This window comes from Streptomyces glaucescens, assembly GCF_002154375.1.
Classification (GTDB): Bacteria; Actinomycetota; Actinomycetes; order Streptomycetales; family Streptomycetaceae; genus Streptomyces; species Streptomyces glaucescens.
The window spans coordinates 1-19,677 of record NZ_MUND01000285.1; the positions used below are offsets into that span (position 1 = coordinate 1).

The 19,677-nt window shown below is 73.5% G+C and carries 18 protein-coding genes; 9 read left to right on the top strand and 9 right to left on the bottom strand.

What is annotated here, in order from left to right; translation table 11 throughout:
* From CCN42_RS19405 to CCN42_RS19415, 3 genes are all read right to left on the bottom strand, one after another.
* Positions 1 to 1,751 (bottom strand): GAF domain-containing protein (locus CCN42_RS19405; protein WP_086737391.1); only part of this gene is annotated, 1,751 nt, incomplete at its 3' end.
* A 177-nt stretch (positions 1,752 to 1,928) separates the two neighbouring features.
* Positions 1,929 to 2,657, bottom strand: coding sequence for a lipoprotein (locus CCN42_RS19410; RefSeq protein WP_086737393.1), 729 nt, complete (start codon positions 2,655 to 2,657; stop codon positions 1,929 to 1,931).
* Positions 2,658 to 2,713: 56 nt separating this feature from the next.
* The gene (locus tag CCN42_RS19415; RefSeq protein ID WP_245877371.1) at positions 2,714 to 3,586 is read right to left on the bottom strand and encodes a fructosamine kinase family protein; all 873 of its coding nucleotides are present in this window, start codon (positions 3,584 to 3,586) and stop codon (positions 2,714 to 2,716) included.
* A 153-nt stretch (positions 3,587 to 3,739) separates the two neighbouring features.
* Here CCN42_RS19415 and CCN42_RS19420 point away from each other — a divergent pair, with 153 nt between their 5' ends.
* Positions 3,740 to 4,375, top strand: a complete 636-nt coding sequence (locus CCN42_RS19420; RefSeq protein ID WP_086737395.1) for a class I SAM-dependent methyltransferase — start codon at positions 3,740 to 3,742, stop codon at positions 4,373 to 4,375.
* Between the two features lie 83 nt (positions 4,376 to 4,458).
* Here CCN42_RS19420 and CCN42_RS19425 read toward each other — a convergent pair whose 3' ends face one another.
* Entirely contained in the window at positions 4,459 to 5,493 is a 1,035-nt protein-coding gene (locus CCN42_RS19425; RefSeq protein WP_086737415.1) for a PucR family transcriptional regulator, read from the bottom strand.
* 108 nt (positions 5,494 to 5,601) lie between these two features.
* On the opposite strand from CCN42_RS19425, the gene CCN42_RS19430 reads away from it, so the two are divergent.
* The 3 genes from CCN42_RS19430 (at position 5,602) to CCN42_RS19440 (ending at position 8,723) form a co-directional block, all read left to right on the top strand.
* On the top strand, positions 5,602 to 6,498 hold the full coding sequence (locus CCN42_RS19430) for an alpha/beta hydrolase (protein WP_086737416.1): 897 nt from the start codon (positions 5,602 to 5,604) through the stop codon (positions 6,496 to 6,498).
* Between the two features lie 411 nt (positions 6,499 to 6,909).
* Positions 6,910 to 8,448: an FAD-dependent oxidoreductase gene (locus tag CCN42_RS19435; protein ID WP_086737397.1), complete on the top strand. Its 1,539-nt coding sequence runs from the start codon at positions 6,910 to 6,912 to the stop codon at positions 8,446 to 8,448.
* A 101-nt stretch (positions 8,449 to 8,549) separates the two neighbouring features.
* Positions 8,550 to 8,723, top strand: coding sequence for a CsbD family protein (locus CCN42_RS19440; RefSeq protein ID WP_086737399.1), 174 nt, complete (start codon positions 8,550 to 8,552; stop codon positions 8,721 to 8,723).
* A gap of 119 nt (positions 8,724 to 8,842) precedes the next feature.
* Here the strand turns inward: CCN42_RS19440 and CCN42_RS19445 are convergent, their stop codons facing one another.
* The 3 genes from CCN42_RS19445 to CCN42_RS19455 form a co-directional block, all read right to left on the bottom strand.
* Positions 8,843 to 9,580, bottom strand: coding sequence for a D-Ala-D-Ala carboxypeptidase family metallohydrolase (locus tag CCN42_RS19445; protein ID WP_086737401.1), 738 nt, complete (start codon positions 9,578 to 9,580; stop codon positions 8,843 to 8,845).
* A 167-nt stretch (positions 9,581 to 9,747) separates the two neighbouring features.
* Positions 9,748 to 10,242 carry an NUDIX hydrolase gene (locus tag CCN42_RS19450; RefSeq protein ID WP_086737403.1) on the bottom strand — a complete coding sequence of 165 codons (495 nt, stop codon included), beginning with the start codon at positions 10,240 to 10,242 and terminating at the stop codon, positions 9,748 to 9,750.
* 1 nt (position 10,243) lies between these two features.
* Entirely contained in the window at positions 10,244 to 10,576 is a 333-nt protein-coding gene (locus CCN42_RS19455) for a MazG-like family protein (RefSeq protein WP_107427617.1), read from the bottom strand.
* A 227-nt stretch (positions 10,577 to 10,803) separates the two neighbouring features.
* Here CCN42_RS19455 and CCN42_RS19460 point away from each other — a divergent pair, with 227 nt between their 5' ends.
* From CCN42_RS19460 to CCN42_RS19480, 5 genes are all read left to right on the top strand, one after another.
* Entirely contained in the window at positions 10,804 to 11,307 is a 504-nt protein-coding gene (locus tag CCN42_RS19460) for a hypothetical protein (RefSeq protein ID WP_086737405.1), read from the top strand.
* On the top strand, positions 11,307 to 12,701 hold the full coding sequence (locus tag CCN42_RS19465; protein WP_086737420.1) for a hypothetical protein: 1,395 nt from the start codon (positions 11,307 to 11,309) through the stop codon (positions 12,699 to 12,701). Before CCN42_RS19460 ends, CCN42_RS19465 begins: the two co-directional genes overlap by 1 nt.
* Complete coding sequence (locus CCN42_RS19470; protein WP_086737407.1) at positions 12,698 to 14,125, top strand: VWA domain-containing protein; 1,428 nt, start codon at positions 12,698 to 12,700, stop codon at positions 14,123 to 14,125. The genes CCN42_RS19465 and CCN42_RS19470 overlap by 4 nt, the downstream gene beginning before the upstream one ends.
* A 79-nt stretch (positions 14,126 to 14,204) precedes the next feature.
* Entirely contained in the window at positions 14,205 to 15,317 is a 1,113-nt protein-coding gene (locus tag CCN42_RS19475) for an ATP-binding protein (RefSeq protein ID WP_086737409.1), read from the top strand.
* 23 nt (positions 15,318 to 15,340) lie between these two features.
* Positions 15,341 to 18,136 (top strand): DUF5682 family protein, encoded by a 2,796-nt coding sequence (locus CCN42_RS19480; protein ID WP_086737422.1) that lies wholly within the window; start codon positions 15,341 to 15,343, stop codon positions 18,134 to 18,136.
* Between the two features lie 58 nt (positions 18,137 to 18,194).
* Here the strand turns inward: CCN42_RS19480 and CCN42_RS19485 are convergent, their stop codons facing one another.
* Positions 18,195 to 18,788: an HAD domain-containing protein gene (locus tag CCN42_RS19485; RefSeq protein WP_086737411.1), complete on the bottom strand. Its 594-nt coding sequence runs from the start codon at positions 18,786 to 18,788 to the stop codon at positions 18,195 to 18,197.
* A 3-nt stretch (positions 18,789 to 18,791) separates the two neighbouring features.
* Positions 18,792 to 19,677 (bottom strand): ankyrin repeat domain-containing protein (locus CCN42_RS19490; protein WP_245877372.1); only part of this gene is annotated, 886 nt, incomplete at its 5' end.

Sequence of the window (19,677 nt, forward strand, 5' to 3'; positions counted from 1 at the left end):
ACCCCGGCGAGCGCGGTCAGCACCGTGCGCTCCTCGGTGCTGAAGCTGTGTGCCCGGTCGAAACCCAGGATGCAGGAGCCGACCGGCCGCCCCGAGGCGATCAGCGGCAGAAAGGCGCGGGCGCCCTCCGCCGCGTCCAGCGGGATGCCGGGATAGGCCGTCGCCAGCTGTTCCATCGAGTCGAAGAAGAGCGGCTGACCGGTGGTCAGCGTCTCCACCCCGGGCAACCGGGCGTCGAGCCCGACCCCCTGGAACGGCGCGAGGAACCCGGGTGGGAAGCCGCTCTCCCAGGCCAGGTACAGGTGCCGTTCCTGGAGGAGGTACAGGGCGAGGCGGCGGCCGCCGAACGCGGGCAGCAGCTCCTGCATGACCACCGCCGACACCTGCCGGGCGGTGACCGCCTCGCTCAGCGCCAGCGCCAGCACGATCGGCCGGTACGCGGGAGACGCCGCCGCGGCCCCGGCCTCCGCGACCTCGGTCACCGGCGACCGCACGGCCGGCACCGCGGCGGCGTCCGTGCGGCCCGTGGACCGGGTCACGGTGCAGGTCACCACATCGGCGCCGGGATGGACCGAGACGGCCAGCCAGTCGCCGTCACCCGGCCGGAACGGCTCGTCGGGCCCCCGCGCCGCGCCCGTGGCGTCCTCCCGCTCCGCCGGGGGCGGCCGGCGCACGTGGAAGTGCACCGGGTCGGGCGCGAGCAGCGCCGCCCGCAGATGATCCTCGAAGGCGGGCTGGCCGAGCCAGGGCACGCCCTCCCACAGGGGCCGCCCGAGGAACCGGGCCCGCGGCTCGCCCAGCAGCCGGGCGGCGCTCGGGTTGGCGTGCACGATCCGCCCCAGGCGGTCCAGCGAGAACATGCCCTGCGGCAGCTGGTCGGCGGCCGCGTCGGCCACGGAGCCCGCGTCCAGGACGATGCCCTCGACGCGGGACGGCGTCCACAGTTCCACCCGCAGCGCGGCGCCGTCGGCGGTGCGCACATACAGGGGCCCGTCCGGACTCGGCCCGCCGTCGGCGGTCTCCCGCAGCAGCTCCAGGAACCGGTGCGCGTCGTCCCTCGCGAGGGTCCGCACGAGGGCCCGGGCGCTGCCGGGCAGCTCGTCGGGGGCCAGCCCCAGCAGCACCCGCAGGGTGTCGTCGCCGGTCGCCAGGTCCGCGGCCGGATCCCAGCGGAACCGGCCCACCCGTACCGCTGCCGGGCGGGTGGCCGGCGGCGCGACGCACACCGGATCCTCGTCCCAGACCAGGGCCGGGTCGTCGGCCTCCAGAGGGCGCACCGCGGCGCCCAGTTCCTCGGCCAGCTGGGCCAGCCGGTCGCGCGCGGGGAGCACCTCCGCGGCCTCCGGGGTGGCCGGCCGCAGTACGGTCAGCACACCGAACGTCTCCGCCGCCCCGGCTACCGGCACGTAGATCGACCCGATGGGGAACGGCAGGGCGGCGGCGAACTGCGGGTAGCGGCGCATCGTCTCGGTGGCGTTCGGCAGCACGACCTGGACGCCCAGCCGGTACGCGTCGGCGACGGGGAAGCGCCGGTCCACGTGCACCCGCCACCAAGGCCGGAACAGCGCCCCCGGCAGCCCGGCCAGGGCGGCCATCCGCAGGACTCCGGGTGTCGAGGAGCGCATGTACAGCCCGGCGGCGCGCGCCCCGGAGGCACCGATGGCCTCGATCGTGGCGTCGGTGAGCAACGCGGTCAGCCGCGCGTTCAGCCGCGCCCGCGGCCCGCTCCGGTCCTCGCCGCTCCCAGCCATCGGTCCCGTCCCGTCCACGCCTGCGTCACGTGGGGCCACACGGCCGGCACCGGCGGGTGCGCGCCCCCGCGCGACACAGCAAGCATGCGCCCGCACGGCTGCCGTCCGCACGCCCGCTGCCCTACGCCCGTCGCCCGTACGCGGGTGTGCGCCCCGCGCAGCACCGGAGCGCGACGGTCAGGAGATGCGGAGCGTCCGCTTGGCGAGCTCGAACGCCGGGAGCATCGCCTTGTGCTCCTCGTCGTCCAGCCCGCCGAGGTGCAGGACCACCGGCCCGTCCGCCGTGGTCACGGCGAGCGCGTGCTGCTGCTTCGTCTCCTCAAGGATCTCGCTGGTGCGCAGGTACGACACCTCGACCCCGGTCAGGTCACCCGACCGGAAGGTGCGGTAGTCCTGCTTGCCGATGCTCACCTCGTCGCTCTCCTCCGCGGTCACGAAGGCCTCCAGCACGGTCCGCGCGTCGTCGGCGCCCGGTTCGCCGGTGAAGACGCGCAGGAAGCCGATGTTCCCGGCCGGCTTGGCGTCCACCTCGCAGGCGGCGACGACCGGGCCCTGGCGGAGCAGCGAGGCGGCGATCTCGGCGGCCAGTTCCTTGTCCAGGCCGTCCTGGCCCTCCGCACCGTCGTCCTTCAGCTCGTCCGCGGCGGCTTCCGCCCCGGCGGCGTCGATCGCCTCCGCCTCCCAGTGCGCAGCGATGTCGAAGGTGACCGGCAGTTCGCAGGCGGAGCCCGCGGCGCCGATGCTCCCGCCGCGCCCGGCTCCCGCCGCGTCCTGAGAGGCGCCGGCCGACGCGGTCGGTGAGACCTTCGCGTCCGGCTCGGCGGTGTCCGAACACCCCGTCAGCACCATCGCCCCGAGCGCGGCCGAAGCCACCACCCGTCCCGCTGTCCCCACCCTGACCTGCACAGTCCCGTCTCCTCTCGATGTGGCGCGCCACTGTATCGGAGGGACCGGCGGCCGGTTCAGCGGGCCAGGGCGGTACGAGCGGCCTCGACGGCCCGCGCGGCGTACGACCGCCCGAACAGCACGACATGGACGAGCAGCGGGAACAGCTGGTGCAGGGCGACCCGGTCCCGCCAGCCGTCGGCGAGCGGGGCGGCCTCCTGATAGCCGTCGAGGATCCGGTCCAGATGCGGGCAGCCGAAGAGCTGGAGCATCGCCAGGTCGGTCTCGCGATGTCCGCCGTGCGCGGCCGGGTCGATCAGCCAGGCGCGCCCGTCGGCCGCCCACAGCACGTTGCCGTTCCACAGATCTCCGTGCAGCCGGGCCGGCGGCTCCCCGGGCCCGGCCAGCTCCGGGAGCCGGGCGCAGACCCGCTCGAACACGCCTGCCTCCTCCGCGCGCAGCACCCCCTCGTCGACGGCGCGCCGCAGATACGGGAGCACCCGGTGCTCCGCGTACCAGCGCGGCCAGTCGGCCCCGGCGACGTTGTGCATCGGGGCCAGCCCGATGGAGGCGTCCTCGGGACCGTCCGGCGGGGGCGCCCCGAACGCGGGCGCCCCCGCGGCGTGCAGCGCGGCCAGCTCACGCCCGAACCGCACCGCCGCCTCGGCGCCCGGTCGGCCCGTCGGCACCCGGTCGATCACCAGCCACGACCCGTCGTGTCCGTGTACGGCGGGCACGCGCACGGCGCCGGCCTCCGCGAGCCACCGCAGTCCCGCTGCCTCCGCCCGCACCCCGCCCGGCGCGTCCTGACGCTTCACCATCACCACCGGGCCGCCGTGCAGCGTCACCTCGGTGAGCGCCCCTGAGACCCGGCGCAGCCCGGTCACCGCGCGCCCCGTGAAGCGTGCCGCCACCGCCGCCGGACCGTTGTCTCCGTCCACTTCACGCACGGCCACCAGCGTACGGCCGCTCCAACGCCTCAGGCACCGCACCGAGGTCGCCGTACCGCATTTTGCCGAACCGGCAAAGATGTTTGCGGCGCGGCCGTGACGGATCCAGGCTCGCAGGTGCAGGGCCGTACGCGACTCAGGAGGGCACACACCATGACGCACACCCCCGCACCGGAGCAGCCCGCAGACTTCTGGGAGGGCTTCTACCGCAAGGACGACCGCGTCTGGAGCGGCCGTCCCAACCCGTCGCTGGTACGCGAGACGGCGGAGCTGACCCCGGGCACCGCGCTGGACCTCGGATGCGGCGAGGGCGCCGACGCGGTCTGGCTGGCCGGCCAAGGCTGGCGGGTCACCGCGGTCGACATCGCGGACACCGCCCTGGAGCGCGCCGCCCGGCATGCCGCGGACGCCGGAGTCGGCGAGCGGATCGCGTGGGAGCGCCACGAGCTGGGCCACACCTTCCCCGACGGCACCTTCGACCTGGTGTCCGCCCACTACCTCCAGTCCCCGGTCGACCTCGACCTGTACGGGATCCTGCGCCGCGCCGCCGCGGCCGTGACACCCGGGGGCACCCTTCTGATCACGCTGCACGGCACCTGGCCGACCTGGATGCACGAGCCGCCCTTCGACGGCGAGTTCCCCACCCTGGACGGCCTGCTCGCCGAACTCGCCCTGCCCGACGAGACCTGGACCGTGGTCACCGCGCAGGCCGACCGAAAGCCCAGCGTCTCGCCGGAGGGCGTCGAGGGCCACCGGGAGGACAACGTCTGGCGGCTGCGCAGGAAGTGATGGGTGTTCACCGGGGTCGTCGGTGGTCGGCCGTCGGTTTGTCGGTGGTCGGCCGTCAGCCGTCGGTGGTCAGGCGTCGCTCGTCAGTCGTCGAGAAGCCGCCATGCGGTGAGCGCGAGCCGGGCCCGCAACAGGCCTGTGGGCTCGGTGAGGTCGATGCCCAGGGTCTTGCCGAGCTGGTCGACCCGTCGGGCGACGCTGCTGTGGTGCAGGTGGAGCAGTCCGGCGGCCCGGCGCAGGGAGCCGCTGGCGCAGTAGGCGTCCAATGTCTCCAGCTCCTCCGGGCTGTCGGCCACGCGAGCGATCGCGGCCACGTCGGGGTTGCGGCGTGAGACGTCACGAGGGATCTCCGCCAGCAGCGCCAGCGCGCCGAGATCGCTGTGCCGGACGACCGGTTCGCGCGGGCCGGTGAACCGGAGCGCGACACGCGCCTCGCGCCAGGACAGCTCGGGGCTCTTCGCGGCGCCGACACCCGCGCGTACGCCCTGCGGGAACCGGGCCGGGTCGAGGGTGGTGGCCAGGACGACGCCCACGCCGGCGAGCGTCGCCGCCTTGACCAGGCGGTCCGGGCACACCAGGTGGCCGACCTGGTCCAGCGGCAGCCGCGACCGTACGGCGGCGACCCGGACCGGCGCATCCGCGGGAAAGCCCAGCAGCCGTAGTGCTCGCGCCCTGGCCGCCTCGTCGGCGCCGGAGCTGATCGCCAGTTCGACGAGGGCGGGGTCGGCCATGGTGGTACGGGCCGGGCCGTACCGTTCGACGACCGCGGCGACGGCGAGGGCGAACCGCTCGAGGAGCACCTCGTCGAGCGGGCCGGGCGGGCCGGGGCGCTCCAGCCACACCGTGCCGATCTCCTCCTCGTCCAGGACGATCGGCACCGTGACGGACGCGGGACGCGCCGGCCCGGCCACCTGCCCCCCGTCGGGCGCCGTACGGGTCACCCGTCCCGTGCCGTGCAGCCGAACCCCGGCCACACAGCCGGCCAGGCCCGAGGAGGCCCGGGCGAGCGCCGGGAGGTCCACCCGTCGACGCATCAGCGTGTCGTAGAACGTGACGACGCGGATCGCCCCCTTGGCGTGGGAATCCAAGTGGGGAAGTCGTGCGGCGAGGGCCTCCATGGCGGCCAGCATAGGAGTCTGCCGGCCCGCCGATCGACGCGGAACCCGGGCCGCTCGCCCGACAGTTGGCGGATGACGCCCCGGGACGAGGGCACCAGGATGGCCGTCATGGATCCCGAACTCGAAGCGTTTGTTCCGTTGCTGCAGAAGGCCGACCTGACGGACCCGGCCGCCGACCGGGAGAACTACGCCGCGCGGGCCGCCGCGATACCGGCGGCGGACACCTCTGGCATGGAGATCGAGGACCGCACGGCGCCCGCCGATCCGGAGGTGCGGGTGCGGCTCTACCGTCCGATCCAGACGCGCGGCGCCATCGTGTGGCTGCACGGCGGTGGATTCGTCATGGGCGACCTGGACACCGACCACCCCTTCGCCACCCGTATTGCGAGCGCGTCCGGCGCGACGGTGATCTCGGTGGACTACCGCCGATCGCCCGAGCACCCGTTCCCCGCCGCCCTGGACGACACCTACGCCGTCCTGAAGTGGGCGGCCGGACACGCCACCGAGCTGGGCATCGACCCGGACCGGATCGCCGTCGGAGGGCACAGCGCCGGCGCCGGGCTCGCGGCTGCGGTGGCGTTGCGCGCCCGTGACCAGGAGGGCCCTTCGATCCGCTTCCAACTGCTCAACCAGCCTCTGCTCGACGACCGGCAGGAGACGTGGTCGCAGCGGCACTTCACCGGTACGCCGCTGCACGACCGGGGCACGATCACCAAGGTGTGGCAGCACTACCTGGACTCCCGGCCGGCCACACCGTACGCAGCCCCGGCGCGGGCCGCCGATCTGTCCGGCCTGCCTCCCGCCTACGTCGCCACAGCGGAGTTCGACCCGCTCCGGGACGAGGGCATCACCTATGCGTTGCGGCTGCTGCAGGCGGGCGTACCGGTCGAGCTGCACCAGTGGCCCGGCACGTTCCACGGCTCGCTGGCGATTCTGTCCGCCGACGTGTCACAGCGCCAGACCGCCGAACTCGGCGCCGCGCTGCGCCGCGCGCTGGCCGACTGAGGGGCTTCGCTGGCCGCATCTGAGCGCATCGCATCCATCGCACCGGACCGCATGGGAGCGGGTCGGTGCTCACGGACTGGAGTGCCGCTCATCGAGCGGAGCGCTGCTCACGCTCAGGGACTGCGGCGCCGCTCACAAACTAGATCAGTGCTCGCCACCCAGATCGGCGCTCACAGGGCCAGACACCGCTCACCGATCAGATCAGTGCTCACAAGCCAGAGCGGCGCTCACCAGTAGAACGTCAGAGCGGCGCTCACGAATCGGAGCGGTGCACACGCCTGCACGGTGCCCCGCCGGTAGCCGGGGCACGGGCGGACCGTCACCCTGCCGGCCCTCCAGCCGCTGCGGCAACCGGTGCTGCGCACGCCCGCCGCCGAATGATCGCCCCGGCCTCGGGGCACTCGGCGGTGCATGAGCGAACAGGCAGGCACCTTCGGGTCGTACTGGCTTCAGACACTGCCCCCCGGCGAACCGGCCCCCGCGCCGGAGAGCGATCTCACCGTCGACGTGGCCGTCATCGGCGCGGGCATCGCGGGGCTGAGCACCGCGTGGGAGCTGGTCCGCCGCGGGCGTGAGGTGGCGGTGTTCGAGGCGGACCGGATCGCGGCCGGTGTCACCGGGCACACCACCGCGAAGGTCAGCGCCCAGCACACCTTGATCTACGACCGGCTGCGGCGCAGTCGTGGCGCGGAGGGGGCACGGCTGTACGCCCGCTCCCAGCTGGAGGCCGTCCGCCACGCCGCCGAGACCGCCCACGAGCTGGGCGTCGACTGCGACTGGGAGGACACCGCCGCGTACACCTACGTGCAGGGCCGCCACCGCGTGCCCGAGCTGCGGGCCGAGGCGGAGGCCGCGCGGGAGGCGGGGCTGCCCGCCGAGTTCACGACCGAGACGGATCTGCCGTTCCCCGTCGCGGGCGCCGTCCGGGTGACCGAGCAGGCCCAGTTCCATCCCCGCAAGTACCTGATGGCGCTGGTCGACAGCCTGCGCCGCGGCGGCGGGCGGCTGTACGAGGGCACCCGGGTGGTGAGCCTCACCGAGGGGGAGCCCTGCGTACTGACCACGGACCAGGGAGTGCGCATCTCCGCCCGGGACGTCGTCGTCGCCACCCACTACCCGATCTTCGACCGGGCCATGCTGTTCACCCGGCTCACCCCCCGGCGGGAGCTGGTGATCGCCGCCCCCGTGCCCGAGGCGCAGGCGCCGGACGGCATGTACATCACGCCCGAGCACCGGACCCGCTCGGTGCGCACCGCGCCCTACGAGGACGGGCAGCGCCTGCTCATCATCACCGGTGAGCACTTCACCCCCGGCACCAGCCGTGACGTGGAGGAACGGTTCGCCACTCTCACCGGCTGGGCCCGGCGCCACTTCGGCGAGCTGCACATCACCCACCGGTGGGCCACCCAGGACAACGACTCCACGGACTCGGTGCCGCTCGTCGGCCTCCTGCATCCCCGGACCCGCCACGTCTACGTCGCGACCGGCTTCGGCGGCTGGGGCATGACCGGCGGGATCATGGCCGGAAAGCTGCTCTGCGACCTGATCACCGGCCGTGACTGCCCGTGGAGCGACCTGTACGACCCGCGCCGGATCGCCTCCGTGGTCCGCGAGGGCGGACAGTTCCTGAAGAACCAGGCGAAGGTGGCCAGGCACTTCGTGGGCGACCGGGTGCCCCCGCTGGCGTCCGGCCCCCGTCCGCCGGTCGACGACCTCGCGCCGGGCGACGGAACCGTCGTGCAGATCGGCGGCCGGCACGTGGCGGTGCATCGTGACGAGAACGGCGAGCTGCACGCCGTCGCCGCCCGCTGCACCCACATGGGCTGCCTGGTCTCCTTCAACCGGGCCGAGAGCGCCTGGGAATGTCCCTGCCACGGTTCGCGCTTCGCGCCCGACGGCACCGTCCTGCAGGGCCCCGCGGTCCGCCCGCTGCGGCCTCGCGAGCTCTGACGGCGACGCGCCGGACCGCCCGGGGGCGGGTTTGATGTGCGCTGCGCGGGTCACCCGGTGTGTGACCGAAAGTGAACGACGGCCGGTAGGAGTGAGCGAGCGTGGCGCGCAACGAGAAGGCCAAGGCGAAGATGGAACAGGTCAAGGGGAAGACCAAGGAGGCGTCCGCCCGCGCGGTGGGCAACGAGAGCAAGAGCGGCGAGGGCCGGGCGGAGAGGACGAAGGGCGACCTCCGTCAGGCGAAGGAGAAGGCCAAGGACGCGTTCCGCAAGTAGCGCCATGACGTTGTGACGCTCTGCCGCCATGACGGTGTGAGCAGCTGAGAAGTGATGGGCCGGGTTCCGCGCACGCCGCGGAACCCGGCTTTGCCGCGTGTGCCGCCGGGGCGGCGCGGTCAGATACCGCAGGTGGGTGCGGACCAGTACTGGCTGTCGCGGTGGTCGACGTGGGCATGGTCGTTGTGGCCGGGGTAGCCGGGGCCGAGGATGCCGCGGAAGCCGTGGTAGCGGGCCTGCTTGGCGAGCGTGCACAGGGAGTGCGGCCCGGCGCCGAGGTCGGCCGCGTCGCCGTAGAGGTGACGGCTGTTGCTCGCGCCGCCGACGGCGTCGTTGCAGGCGTACGACCGGAAGCCGCTGGTGACCGTGATCGGCTGGTCGCCGAGGGCGTGCCGCAGCGCCTCCAGCTTCCACATGGTGCGCAACGCGTTGGCCTTGGCGGTGGTGGCGCTCACCGCGCCGCCCGACCAGGTCGTGTTGCAGTCGTTCAGCTCGCTGTAGGAGAAGTGGATCGGCGTGCAGTCGTCGTCCTGGAGGGCGTACAGCTTGTTGTACGTGTTGGTGCCGGCGACGCCGTCGGCGGTCAGGCCGTACGCCGACTGGAACCGCTTGAGGGCGGCCGTGGTGGCGGGCCCGAAGCTGCCGTCGACGGCCAGGGCCGCACCGTAGCCCGGGTAGCCGCCGAGCCGGATCTGCAGCTGGGTGACATCGGCGCCGGAGGCGCCCTGCGAGAGCGTGCGGGTCCAGGTGTAGCAGCCGTCGGCGTGCGCGGTGCCCGCCGTCGCGACGGTGCCGGCGAAGGCGCCGGACAGGATCATGACAAGTGTGGTGACGAGTCGTGCCGTACGTCTGAGCATGCGACCTCCAGGCCGGGAGACGTGAGCCACTGCCGAACGCGAAGAGCCGTGTGTCAACGGGACGAGCCGTGTGACGGACGAGCCGTGTGACGGAAGAGCTGTGTGACGGGAAGAGCGGTGTTACGCGCGTCAACCATGGGGCACGGAGGCGAGACGGCGCAAGAGCCCTACCAGGGCCGCCCCTCCCGCAGGCACACGACGCTCCCGGACCGCGCGGCGGCGTGCAGGGCGGTGAGTATCGGCCGGTGGACGGTCAGCGTAGGCTCCGTCAGCTCGTCCAACGTCAGGAAGGCGTAGCGGTCGTGCTCCGGGCTCAGCCGGATCCGCTCGGTCCCGTCGAGGACTCCGCCGTCGAAGTAGCAGTCCAGGACCGGGCCGGTGCCCAGGACGTCGGCGCGGTGGTCGATGCCGATCAGCCGGGCCTCGTTCCCGATGTCGACGCCCGTCTCCTCGAGGGCCTCGCGCCGCGCCGCCGTCCACGGGTCCTCACCCGGGTCGAGCATCCCGCCCGGCAGCCACCAGTGGCCGGCGTTCGGCTCGGCGGGGGAGTAACGCAGCACCAGCAGCCGCCCCCGGCCGTCGGAGATCAGCACGCAGGAGGCGACGAGCGCCCGGGGCTGCGTCTTGACCCACTCCTCGCGCGGCATCCACCCGGTGGTCATGTCAGTCCTCCCTCGCGGCCAGCGTGCGGGCGGCGGCCCCGCGCAGGTGCCGGGCGAAGACCCTGGCGGGGTCGGGGACTCCGAGACGGTGCAGCGTCACCATCGACGTCACGATCACGTCGCAGATCTCGGCGGTCAGGTCGTCCCAGGTGTGGCTCGTGCCCTTGCGCGGATTGACGCCCGTGACACCGATCAGCGCCTGCGCCGCCTCACCGAACTCCTCGCCGATCTTCAGCACTTGGAGCACCTGGCGCTGACGGGCGGGAAGATGAGCGGCCGCCTCGTCCAGGAACGCGGCCAGCTCGGCGGTGACCTCCCAGTGGTCCCTCTCCACGAACAACCCCCTTCCGGCGGGCCGCCCTCGGCCCGCTCACGGCCTGTGAACGACTGCCCGTCCGCGGCGGAGACGGCCCCAACCGGCCATTCCACCCCGTACGGCGGCGGTCGCCGACGGCCCCGGAGGGCGGGCGGCCAGGCGTTGTCAGTGGTCGCCAGTAAGTTCTTCCTCGTCCCGCCGATCCGGCGTCGGGGCTTCCCTCGTGCTGCAAAGGAGATGGTGCGTTGTCCGATTTCGAGAGGTCGAGCACGGCGCGGGTGATCCCGCCCGCACGACCGCGCAAGCTCGCCAAGGTCCCGTTCGTGGAACTGGCCGACGGACGCCTCCAGGGTGTCGTCTCCAGCGGCTCGGACATCGGCCGGGTCTACGTCTCGTCGGTCGCCGCCGGGACGTACGCGTACGCGTGCAGCACCAACAACAACCGGCCCTGCGGCGGTGCCCGCGGCGGGTTCTGCAATCACATCGGCGCGCTGATCAACGAGTCGGTGCTCCAGTACGGCGCCGAACGCGTCGCCCGCTACCTGCGGGTCGACGCCGGGGACGGCGAGGCGACCGCCCAGTCCCTCACCACGGCCATGAGCGGCACCCGCCCCTTTCCGGCGGACAGCAAGGCCGCCGCGTCGGTCTTCAGCCGGTTCCTGCGCCATCTGGCCTACCTGGAACTCGCCCCGACCACCGGCCCGCTGCCCGAGATGCAGTGGTTCCCGCCGACGAGGACGGTGGCCTGATGCGGCTCGACCTGCTCACCGAACCGGTCGACGGGCTCGACGAGGCCCTGGCCGCCGTCGACGCCTTCGACCGGGCCCTGACCGGCGGCCTCCTCCGCCTCCGGCCCGCCCAGGCCGCGGGCCTGGCGGAGCTGGCCGACGCGGTCGCGGGCAGCCCGCTCGCCGCGTGCGCCGCCGAGGCCGCCGAGAAGGCCGCGGCCGGCGCCGCGAGCGAGGACCACTTCCTCGCGCTCGCCGCCGCCCGCACCGCCCTGCTCGGCTCCGTGCACGACGCTCTCACCGCCCGCGCCGACGAGGCGACCGGCCGCACCCGCGAGGAGGCGCCCGCCCCGGCCGCCGCCGAGCCGCAGGCGCCGAATCTGACGGCCGCCGCCCGCTCCTGGCTCGGCGACCTGGCCCGCGCCGGCTGGCAGGGCATCGACCACGACGTGGTGTCCGGCTCGGCCCAGGTGGTCTCCGCGATGCTCCCGGACCCGGGACTGCGCCGCCTCGCCGCCCTCCTCGACGGGTTCTCCGCCGAACTCGCCGCGTCCTGCCCGGGCGCCTCCCTGGAGCGGATACCCGTGCGCCGCTGGGCCGACCTGTGGGCCCGTGGCATGCTCCTCACCCTGCCCGGCGCCGCCGCCGCACCGGCCACCGAGACCGTCACCGGCCGGCTCCTGCCGCTCGGCGTCGACGTCCAGGAACACGCCACCGCCGCCCAGGCCCAGGTGCACGCCGTGTTCGAGCCCGCCGACGGCGGCACACCCCGGCTGGTACGCGCGAGCGTGTCCGCGCCGAAGCCCGACACGGTCCTCGGCGCCGGCGTCTGGCAGCTGCTGCGTCCCCACATGACGCTGCTGGCCGCCGCCGGCGAGGGCCGCTCGATGGACCTCACCGACATGCCCGTCACCGCCGAGGGCGACCTGATCTGGCAGGACGACCACGCCCGCACGGGCGAGCCCGCCGACGCCTTCGCCACCGCCCGCGTCGCCCTGCCCACCGCCGCCACCCCGCCGACCGCACCCCTGGACCGGCACCCGGTGCGCCTCGCCCACCCCGTCTTCCTGGAGGGCTACACGGCCGAACTGGACGCGGACGACGAGACGGTGACGTTCACCCTCGCCGGGCACCGCCTGGCCGTCGACACCGACCGCGTCCCGGCCGCCGGACCGCTCACCCCCAAGGCCGTCGCCGCGTCCGGCGCCTGCATCGGGCTGCTCCGCTGGGACGACGGGCGGTTCTTCCTCCAGCCGCTCGCCGTGGAGACCACCGTGCGCAAGAAGACGGTGGCCGTGCACGCGGGCGCCTGGGCCGGCGGCACCACCGACAAGGCCGGGGCCAAGGCGGAGAAGGCCGCCACCGACGCGGTGGCCGTACTGCGCGAACGCGCCGGAAGGCTGCTGCGGAAATGACCGACCACACCACCGAAGAGCCCCCGGCGGCCAGTGCCGACGAGAACCGCCGGCAGGTCCTGTACTGGCGGCTGCTCGCCCGCCTCTTCGACCCCGAGGAGCAGGCGACCCTGGAGTCCGCCTCCCTCGCCGTCGTCGAGGACATCGGACTGCCGCCGGCGCTGCTCGATCTGCAGGCCTCCGTGGACGCCGTCGTGCAGCGCCACCCCGAGCTGGCCGCCGAGTTCGACGGCCTGATGGTGCCCGAGGCCGACGGCGACGAGGACCGTGACCGGGCCGCCGAGGTGCGCCGCGCCGCCCTGGTGTCCAAGGTGCTGCTCAACGTCTTCGCCTCCGGCTCCGGCACGGTCACCGCCGGTCAGCTCGCCCGCTGGCAGTCCGACGCCGGATGGCTGGAGCGGGCGCTGGGCTGCCGTCCCGGTGAGCTGCGCGCCGGACGCGCCCCGGGTGGCGCGGGCCGTGCGGCGGGCGGGGGAGTGAGCCCGACCGGCACCGGAGCCGGCTTCCCGACCCCCGACCTCGGCACGCTCATCCCCGCGATCGGGCCCGAACTCGGCGCCATCGAGGCCGACCTGGTCAAGCGGATGCATCTGCGTGAAGTCCTCGCCGACCCCCAGCTCGCCGCACAGCTGACCCCGAGCATGTCGCTCATCGAGCAGCTGCTGCGTGACAAGAACAACCTCTCCGGCGTCGCCCTCGCCAACGCCAAGGCGCTGATCCGCCGGTTCGTCGACGAGGTCGCGGAAGTCCTGCGCACCCAGGTCGAGAAGGCCTCCGTCGGCGCCCTGGACCGGTCGATCCCGCCGAAGCGGGTCTTCCGCAACCTGGATCTCGACCGCACCATCTGGAAGAACCTCACCAACTGGGACCCGGAGGAGGAGCGGCTCTACGTCGACCGCCTCTACTACCGGCACACCGCCCGCAAGACGACACCCCAGCGCCTCATCGTGGTCGTCGACCAGTCCGGCTCGATGGTCGACTCGATGGTCAACTGCACCATCCTGGCTTCGATCTTCGCGGGACTGCCCAAGGTGGACGTTCACCTGATCGCCTACGACACCCAGGCGCTGGACCTCACCCCGTGGGTGAACGACCCGTTCGAGACCCTGCTGCGCACCAAGCTCGGCGGCGGCACGGACGGCACGGTCGCCATGGCGCTCGCCCAGCCGAAGATCGCCGAACCGCGCAACACGGTCGTGGTCTGGATCTCCGACTTCTACGAGTGGCGCTGCGAGCCGCTGTTCGAGAGCATGGCGGCCGTCCACCGCTCCGGCGCCAAGTTCATCCCGGTCGGCTCGGTGACCAGCGCGGGCCGCGGCAGCGTCAACCCGTGGTTCCGGGAGCGCTTCAAGGACCTCGGCACGCCGGTGATCTCCGGCCACATCCGCAAGCTCGTCCACGAGCTGAAGGCGTTCCTCACCTGAGCCGTCCTCCGCATCGGCTCTCCGCCCGGCATTTTCTCGAAACACCTCCTTCTTCCTCTTCTCACCGAAAGGCTTTCGCATGTCCGACCTGCTGCGCGCCCCCGCCGAGATCAAGTACGCCGAGGAGCTGGACTGGCTGGAGTCGATCGACGACAACCCCAAGCCGTTCTCCTGGCGGCTGTCGCCGAAGATGATCCGGCTGTTCGTCCTGGGCTCGGAGCGGGCCGACGGGCTCGACCGCGAGGTCTCCCAGAAGTGGTTCGGTGACCGCAGCATCGTCGAGCGGGCCATCGTCACCCTCGCCTCCGACCGGGGCCTGCTGCTGATCGGTGACCCCGGCACCGGCAAGAGCTGGCTCGCCGAGCTGCTCGCCGCCGCCGTCTGCCGCAACTCCACGCTCGTGGTGCAGGGCACGGCCGGCACCACCGAGGACCACATCAAGTACTCCTGGAACGTGTCCATGGTGATCGCCAAGGGCCAGTCGCGGGAGTCGATGATCCCCTCGCCGATCATGACCGCGATGGAGAGCGGAGTCATCGGCCGCTTCGAGGAGCTCACCCGGTCCACCAGCGACGTCCAGGACGCCCTGATCTCCATCCTCTCCGAGAAGTACATCTCGGTCCCCGAACTCGACAGCGACAACATCGTCTTCGCCAAGCCCGGCTTCTCCGTCATCGCCACCGCCAACAGCCGCGACCGGGGCGTCAACGACCTGTCCTCCGCGCTCAAGCGCCGCTTCAACTTCGTGCGCATCCCGGTGGTGACCAACAAGAAGAGCGAGGCGGAGATCGTCCGCTTCCGCACCGAGGAACTGCTGCGCCGCCACCAGATCGAACTGGACGTCCCGCCCACCCTGCTGGACGTGCTGCTCCAGAGCTTCTCCGACCTGCGCGCCTCCGCCACAGCGGCCGCCAGCGACGACGAGAAGCTGGAGTCCGCGCTCTCCACGGCCGAGCAGATCGGCGTGCTGGAGGACGCCATCCTGCACAGCAACTTCTTCGGCGAGCGCGCGCTGACCGCGCGCACCCTCGCCTCCTCGCTCGTCGGCTCCCTCGCCCGGCGCGAACCGGAGGACCTGGCCATCCTCAACAAGTACCTGCACGGGGTCGTCGAGCCGCGCAGCAAGGAAGAGGGCGGCTCCTGGCCGGAGTTCCTCGAGGGCGGCCGCGACGCGATCGCCACCCTGTCGTGAGCGCCCAGGACGTGAGCGACGCCATGAACGAGGGCACCTTCACCGCCCTGCGCACCCAGCTCCAGGAAGCCGCCACCGCGTTCGCCGACGGGCCCGGCGCCCTGGAGGGCATCCTCCTCGGCATCGTCGACGACGTCGACCGCGCGGTGCGCGAACCGCTGGAGATCTTCCCGGTCTGCCACCACTCGCCCGCCTCCGCGCTCGCCATGGCGCGCAGACTGCGCGAGAAGCAGCCGAAAGTGGTCTACCTCGAACTCTGCGAGGACATGGCCCCGCTCCTGACCGAGCTGCGCAACTGCCGGCTCCCGGTCGCGGTGCAGGCGTTCGCCACCGAGGTCGACGGCTTCCCCGCCGAATGGGCGCCGCTGTCGGTCGTCGCGCCCATCACCGAGGCCTCGGCCGAGTACCAGGCGATCGCCTACGCCCTGGACACCCCGGGCGTGGAACTCGTCCTCGTCGACCGCTCCTCCGACCACGTCTTCCAGTGGCAGGAGAGGGACGGTACGACCGGCGAACCGGCCGACCCGGACGCGCCGCCCGCCGACGCCGAGGCCGCGCTGCACGGCGACGCGGTCGGCGTGGAGATCGGCGACCTGCGCCCGCGCTTCGCCGAACTGGAGGAGCACCTGCTGCGGCACGGGCGCGTGCGGCACTGGTCGGAGTGGTGGCACCAGTACGTCGAACTGCCGCTCGGCGACAGCGACCACGACACCTACCGTCAGGTGATGCTGCTGATCGGCAGCCTCTTCCGGCGCCTCGCCCCCGGCGACCCGCACCGGGTCCGCGTCGACGAGGACCGCGAGCGGTACATGTGGACGCGGATGCGCCGGCACCTCGCCGCCACCGGCACCGACCCGGCGGACGCCCTCTACGTCTGCGGCGCCTTCCACGCCGCCAGCCGGGTCGCGGAGTTCGGTGTCCACGGCACCGACACCTTCGAGATAAGCCCGCCCAGCGCCACCAAGTGGCAGCACGGTCTGATCCCGTCCAGCCACGCGGCGATCGAGGCGCAGTTCGGTCTCGCCGCCGGATCGGTGTCCATCGCCGCGACCGAGTGGGCGAAGAACCTCAAGCGCACCCGGGTGAAGCCGTACCGGCTGGCCGGGCAGGCGGGCACGAAGACGCGCAAGAAGACCGCGAAGGCCGCCGCCCCGGCCCCGGCCGTCGAACCCGCCGCGTCGGACAAGCTCACCGGCTTCCTCCAGCGGCCCCCGGTCCTGGACCGCCTGGACGAGGAGGAACTGCTCGGCTGGTCGGTGGAGATCGTGCGCGCCGCCCGCCGCAACGGCTATCTCGCCTCCACCGCCGACGCCATCGCGGTGTTCGAGACGTCGATCCTGCTCGCCGGGATGCGCGACCGGGCCAAGCCCACGCCGTACGACTTCCAGGACGCGGCGGTCACCTGCATCGAGAAGGACACCGTGCCGGGCCGGCGCGATGTGCGCCGGCTCGTCGAGATCATGCTGGGCGGCGACCGGATCGGCCAGGTCGGCTACGACGCCCTGCCGCCGCTAGCCCGCGACGTGCACGACCGGCTCGCCCCGCTGAACCTCAGGCTCCAGCAGCGCGGCGTCCAGCGGGCCCTGCTCGACATGGCGTCCCGGCCCGAACTGGAGCAGTGCTCCGACGTGCTGTGGATGCTGCGCCACCTCATGCCGCACGGCGCCGCCCGCCCCATCATGGGCGAACGCAAGCTCGGCGAGCGCTCCATCCAGGAGTCGTGGGACCTGGCCCTCGGCACCCACCAGCGCGCCCTGATCGAGCTGGGCTACGAGGGCGTCAGCATCGAGCAGGTCCTCGAACAGCGGCTGCGGCGCACCGCGTACGGCCCGCAGGCCACCACGGCCACCGTCCTCCAAGCCGTCGAGGACGCCACGCTCTACCTGCGCAGCCGCCGTCTCGCCGACGAACTCGGCCGGCGGGCCCTGGAGGTGCTGGCGACCGAGCGGAGCGTCGACGGCGCCCCGGAGGTGCTGCGCCGGGTGCGCGGCCTGCTGGCCTACTACCGCACCAGCGAACCCGCGCTGCCGCAGTGGATCGAGTCCTTCGTCAAGACGGGCTACGCCCACTACTGCACCCTGCTGCCGACGGCGTTCACCGACGACGACGCGAGCGTCCGCCAGGTCGCGGCCATGCTGGGCTTCCTGTTCAGCATGGAGAGTCTCGCCCTGTCCCTCGGCTGCGATCGCAACCAGCTGGAGCTGGCCGTGGCCCAGTCGCACCCCGAGGACCCGGCCAGGACGGCGCTGCTGTGGGCGGCCAAGACCCAGCTCGGCACGCTCTCCCGCGCCGATCTGCGGGCCCGGTGCGACGAGCTGCTGGGCAACCCCCTGGCCCTGCCGGCCTACCCGCGCTACCTCAGCGGGTTCCTGCACGCGCTGGAACCGGTGCCCGCACTGGCCGACTTCGTCGTCGAGGCCGTGTCGAACGCGTTCGCCCGGCTGCCCGACCCGGTGCTGCTGCCCTGGCTGCCGACACTGATCACCACCCTCCGCTCCGGCGGCGCGGACCTCACGCCCCTGCTGATCCGGGAGGCGGGCCGCGTCTTCCCGGGCCGCCTCGCGGCACTCGACACCTGGACGCCGCCGTGGCGGGCCGAACCGGTCCCGTCGGCCGTACGCCCCGCCCGCGACCGCGCGTCCGGGCCGCGCGGCCTGCCCCTGCTGGCCGCGCACCCCGCGACCTGCGACGCGGTGGCGGACCTGCTCGGCTGCGACGGCGGCTGGGAGGCGGCCGGCCCGGCCCCGGCCGGCGCGGCACTGCTGGTCCGCCATCCGCGGACCGCGCAGGCGCTGGGGGCGCTCCTGGGCGCCCCCTGAGGGGCGGCAACGGCCGAAGCCACCGCGTCAGGGCGGTGGCTTCGCCGTGGACGCCCGCTCACCCGGCCGCGCACGCCTGCGCGAAGACCCGGAGGGCCGCGAAGTCGTCGTCACGCAGCCCGAGCCGGGGATCGACGAACCGCAGCAGGGCCGGCCCCGCATGGCGCACCGCCACGAACGCCCGGTCCGGTGCGCCCAGTTCGTCATCGACCCACGCGAACGGCCGCCCTGCGGCGTGCGCCACGAGATGCCGGGTCTTCCAGAAGGTGCCCTCCGGTCCCGCCTCGTGCCGCGCGGGCCACTCCACCACGGGCAGCTCCGACAGCCCGAGAACGGGCGAGACGAAGGTGTTCGCCTCCGCACCCCACGTGGTGGCCCACACCAGCTGGTACACCTCGGCGAGCGCCAGCAGCCGGGGCCCGTGCGCCGCGCTGAGCCACACCCGCAGCGGCTTCACGGCACCGGGCGGCTCCCCGGGATGCCGGGAGATCCACCCCTGCGGCTTCATGCGGTACGTCGCATAGCCCTCGGGGCGGCGCTCCGGCTGCGCCGCGTAGGGGTTGAGCGGGCCGTCGACGTCGAGGTAGAGGAGAGGGCGGGGCCCACCGCCGTCCCCGCGTCCGTCCCTGTCCCCGCCCGTGCCTGTGTCCATGCGTCACGTCCCCCAGTAGTCCCGCTCCGGCAGTTCCACCCACAGGTCCGGCGGGCCGACGACCGCCCGTGCGTCGGCAGGGCGCAGGCCCACGAACGCGCAGCAGTAGGCCACCGGGCTGAGCCGGTACAGATAGGAGGCGAGGACCTCCTCGGCGGACGCGTCCGGGGCCGGACGACCGGACGGGTGGAGGTCCCAGCCCTCGATCACGCCGTCACGGGCGACGCTGCCCTGGTTGCCGCTCTTCGGATTGGCGTAGAGGCCATAGCTCACGGTGCCGGCGGACAGCCGGGTGTGCACGCCCGGCATCGACGGCGCGTACCCCCACGGCTGGGTGACGACGCAGCCGCCCGGCACCGTGGTGACACCGACGAACGGCCGGATCTCCTCGAGGTCGTACGCGTACGGATCCGCCGTCAGCTCCGCCATCTCCTCGTCATCTGCCGGGGCCGCCTCCAGCCGGCGCACCGCCTCCCGCGCGTCGATCCCCGCCACGCACGCCAGGCCGATGCCCTCGTAGTGGAACGAGCCCAGCGCGTCGAGGAGCCGCCTGCCCTCCTCGGCCGTCGCGCGCTCCGCGTCGGTCAGGCCGGGCTCGCCCTCCGGGAGCGCGAACAGCTCCGGTCCCGGACCGGCCAGCGCGAGCCGCCCGGGCGACCAGCCGCCGATCAGCGGCCGCCACGGGTCCGCTCCCGCATCGGCCAGGGCGCGGGCGTTGTCCGCCCGGCCGGCCAGGACGGCCTCCCACAGCGCTGTCCCGCCGTACTCCACCGCGTCCACGTCCGCCACCCACCGGGCCAGCTCCGCGACCGCCCCGGGGGAGCCGAACACCGCTGCCCGGTGCAGGGGACGGCCACCGGACCACCGCTCCGGATCGGCGCCCTGCTCG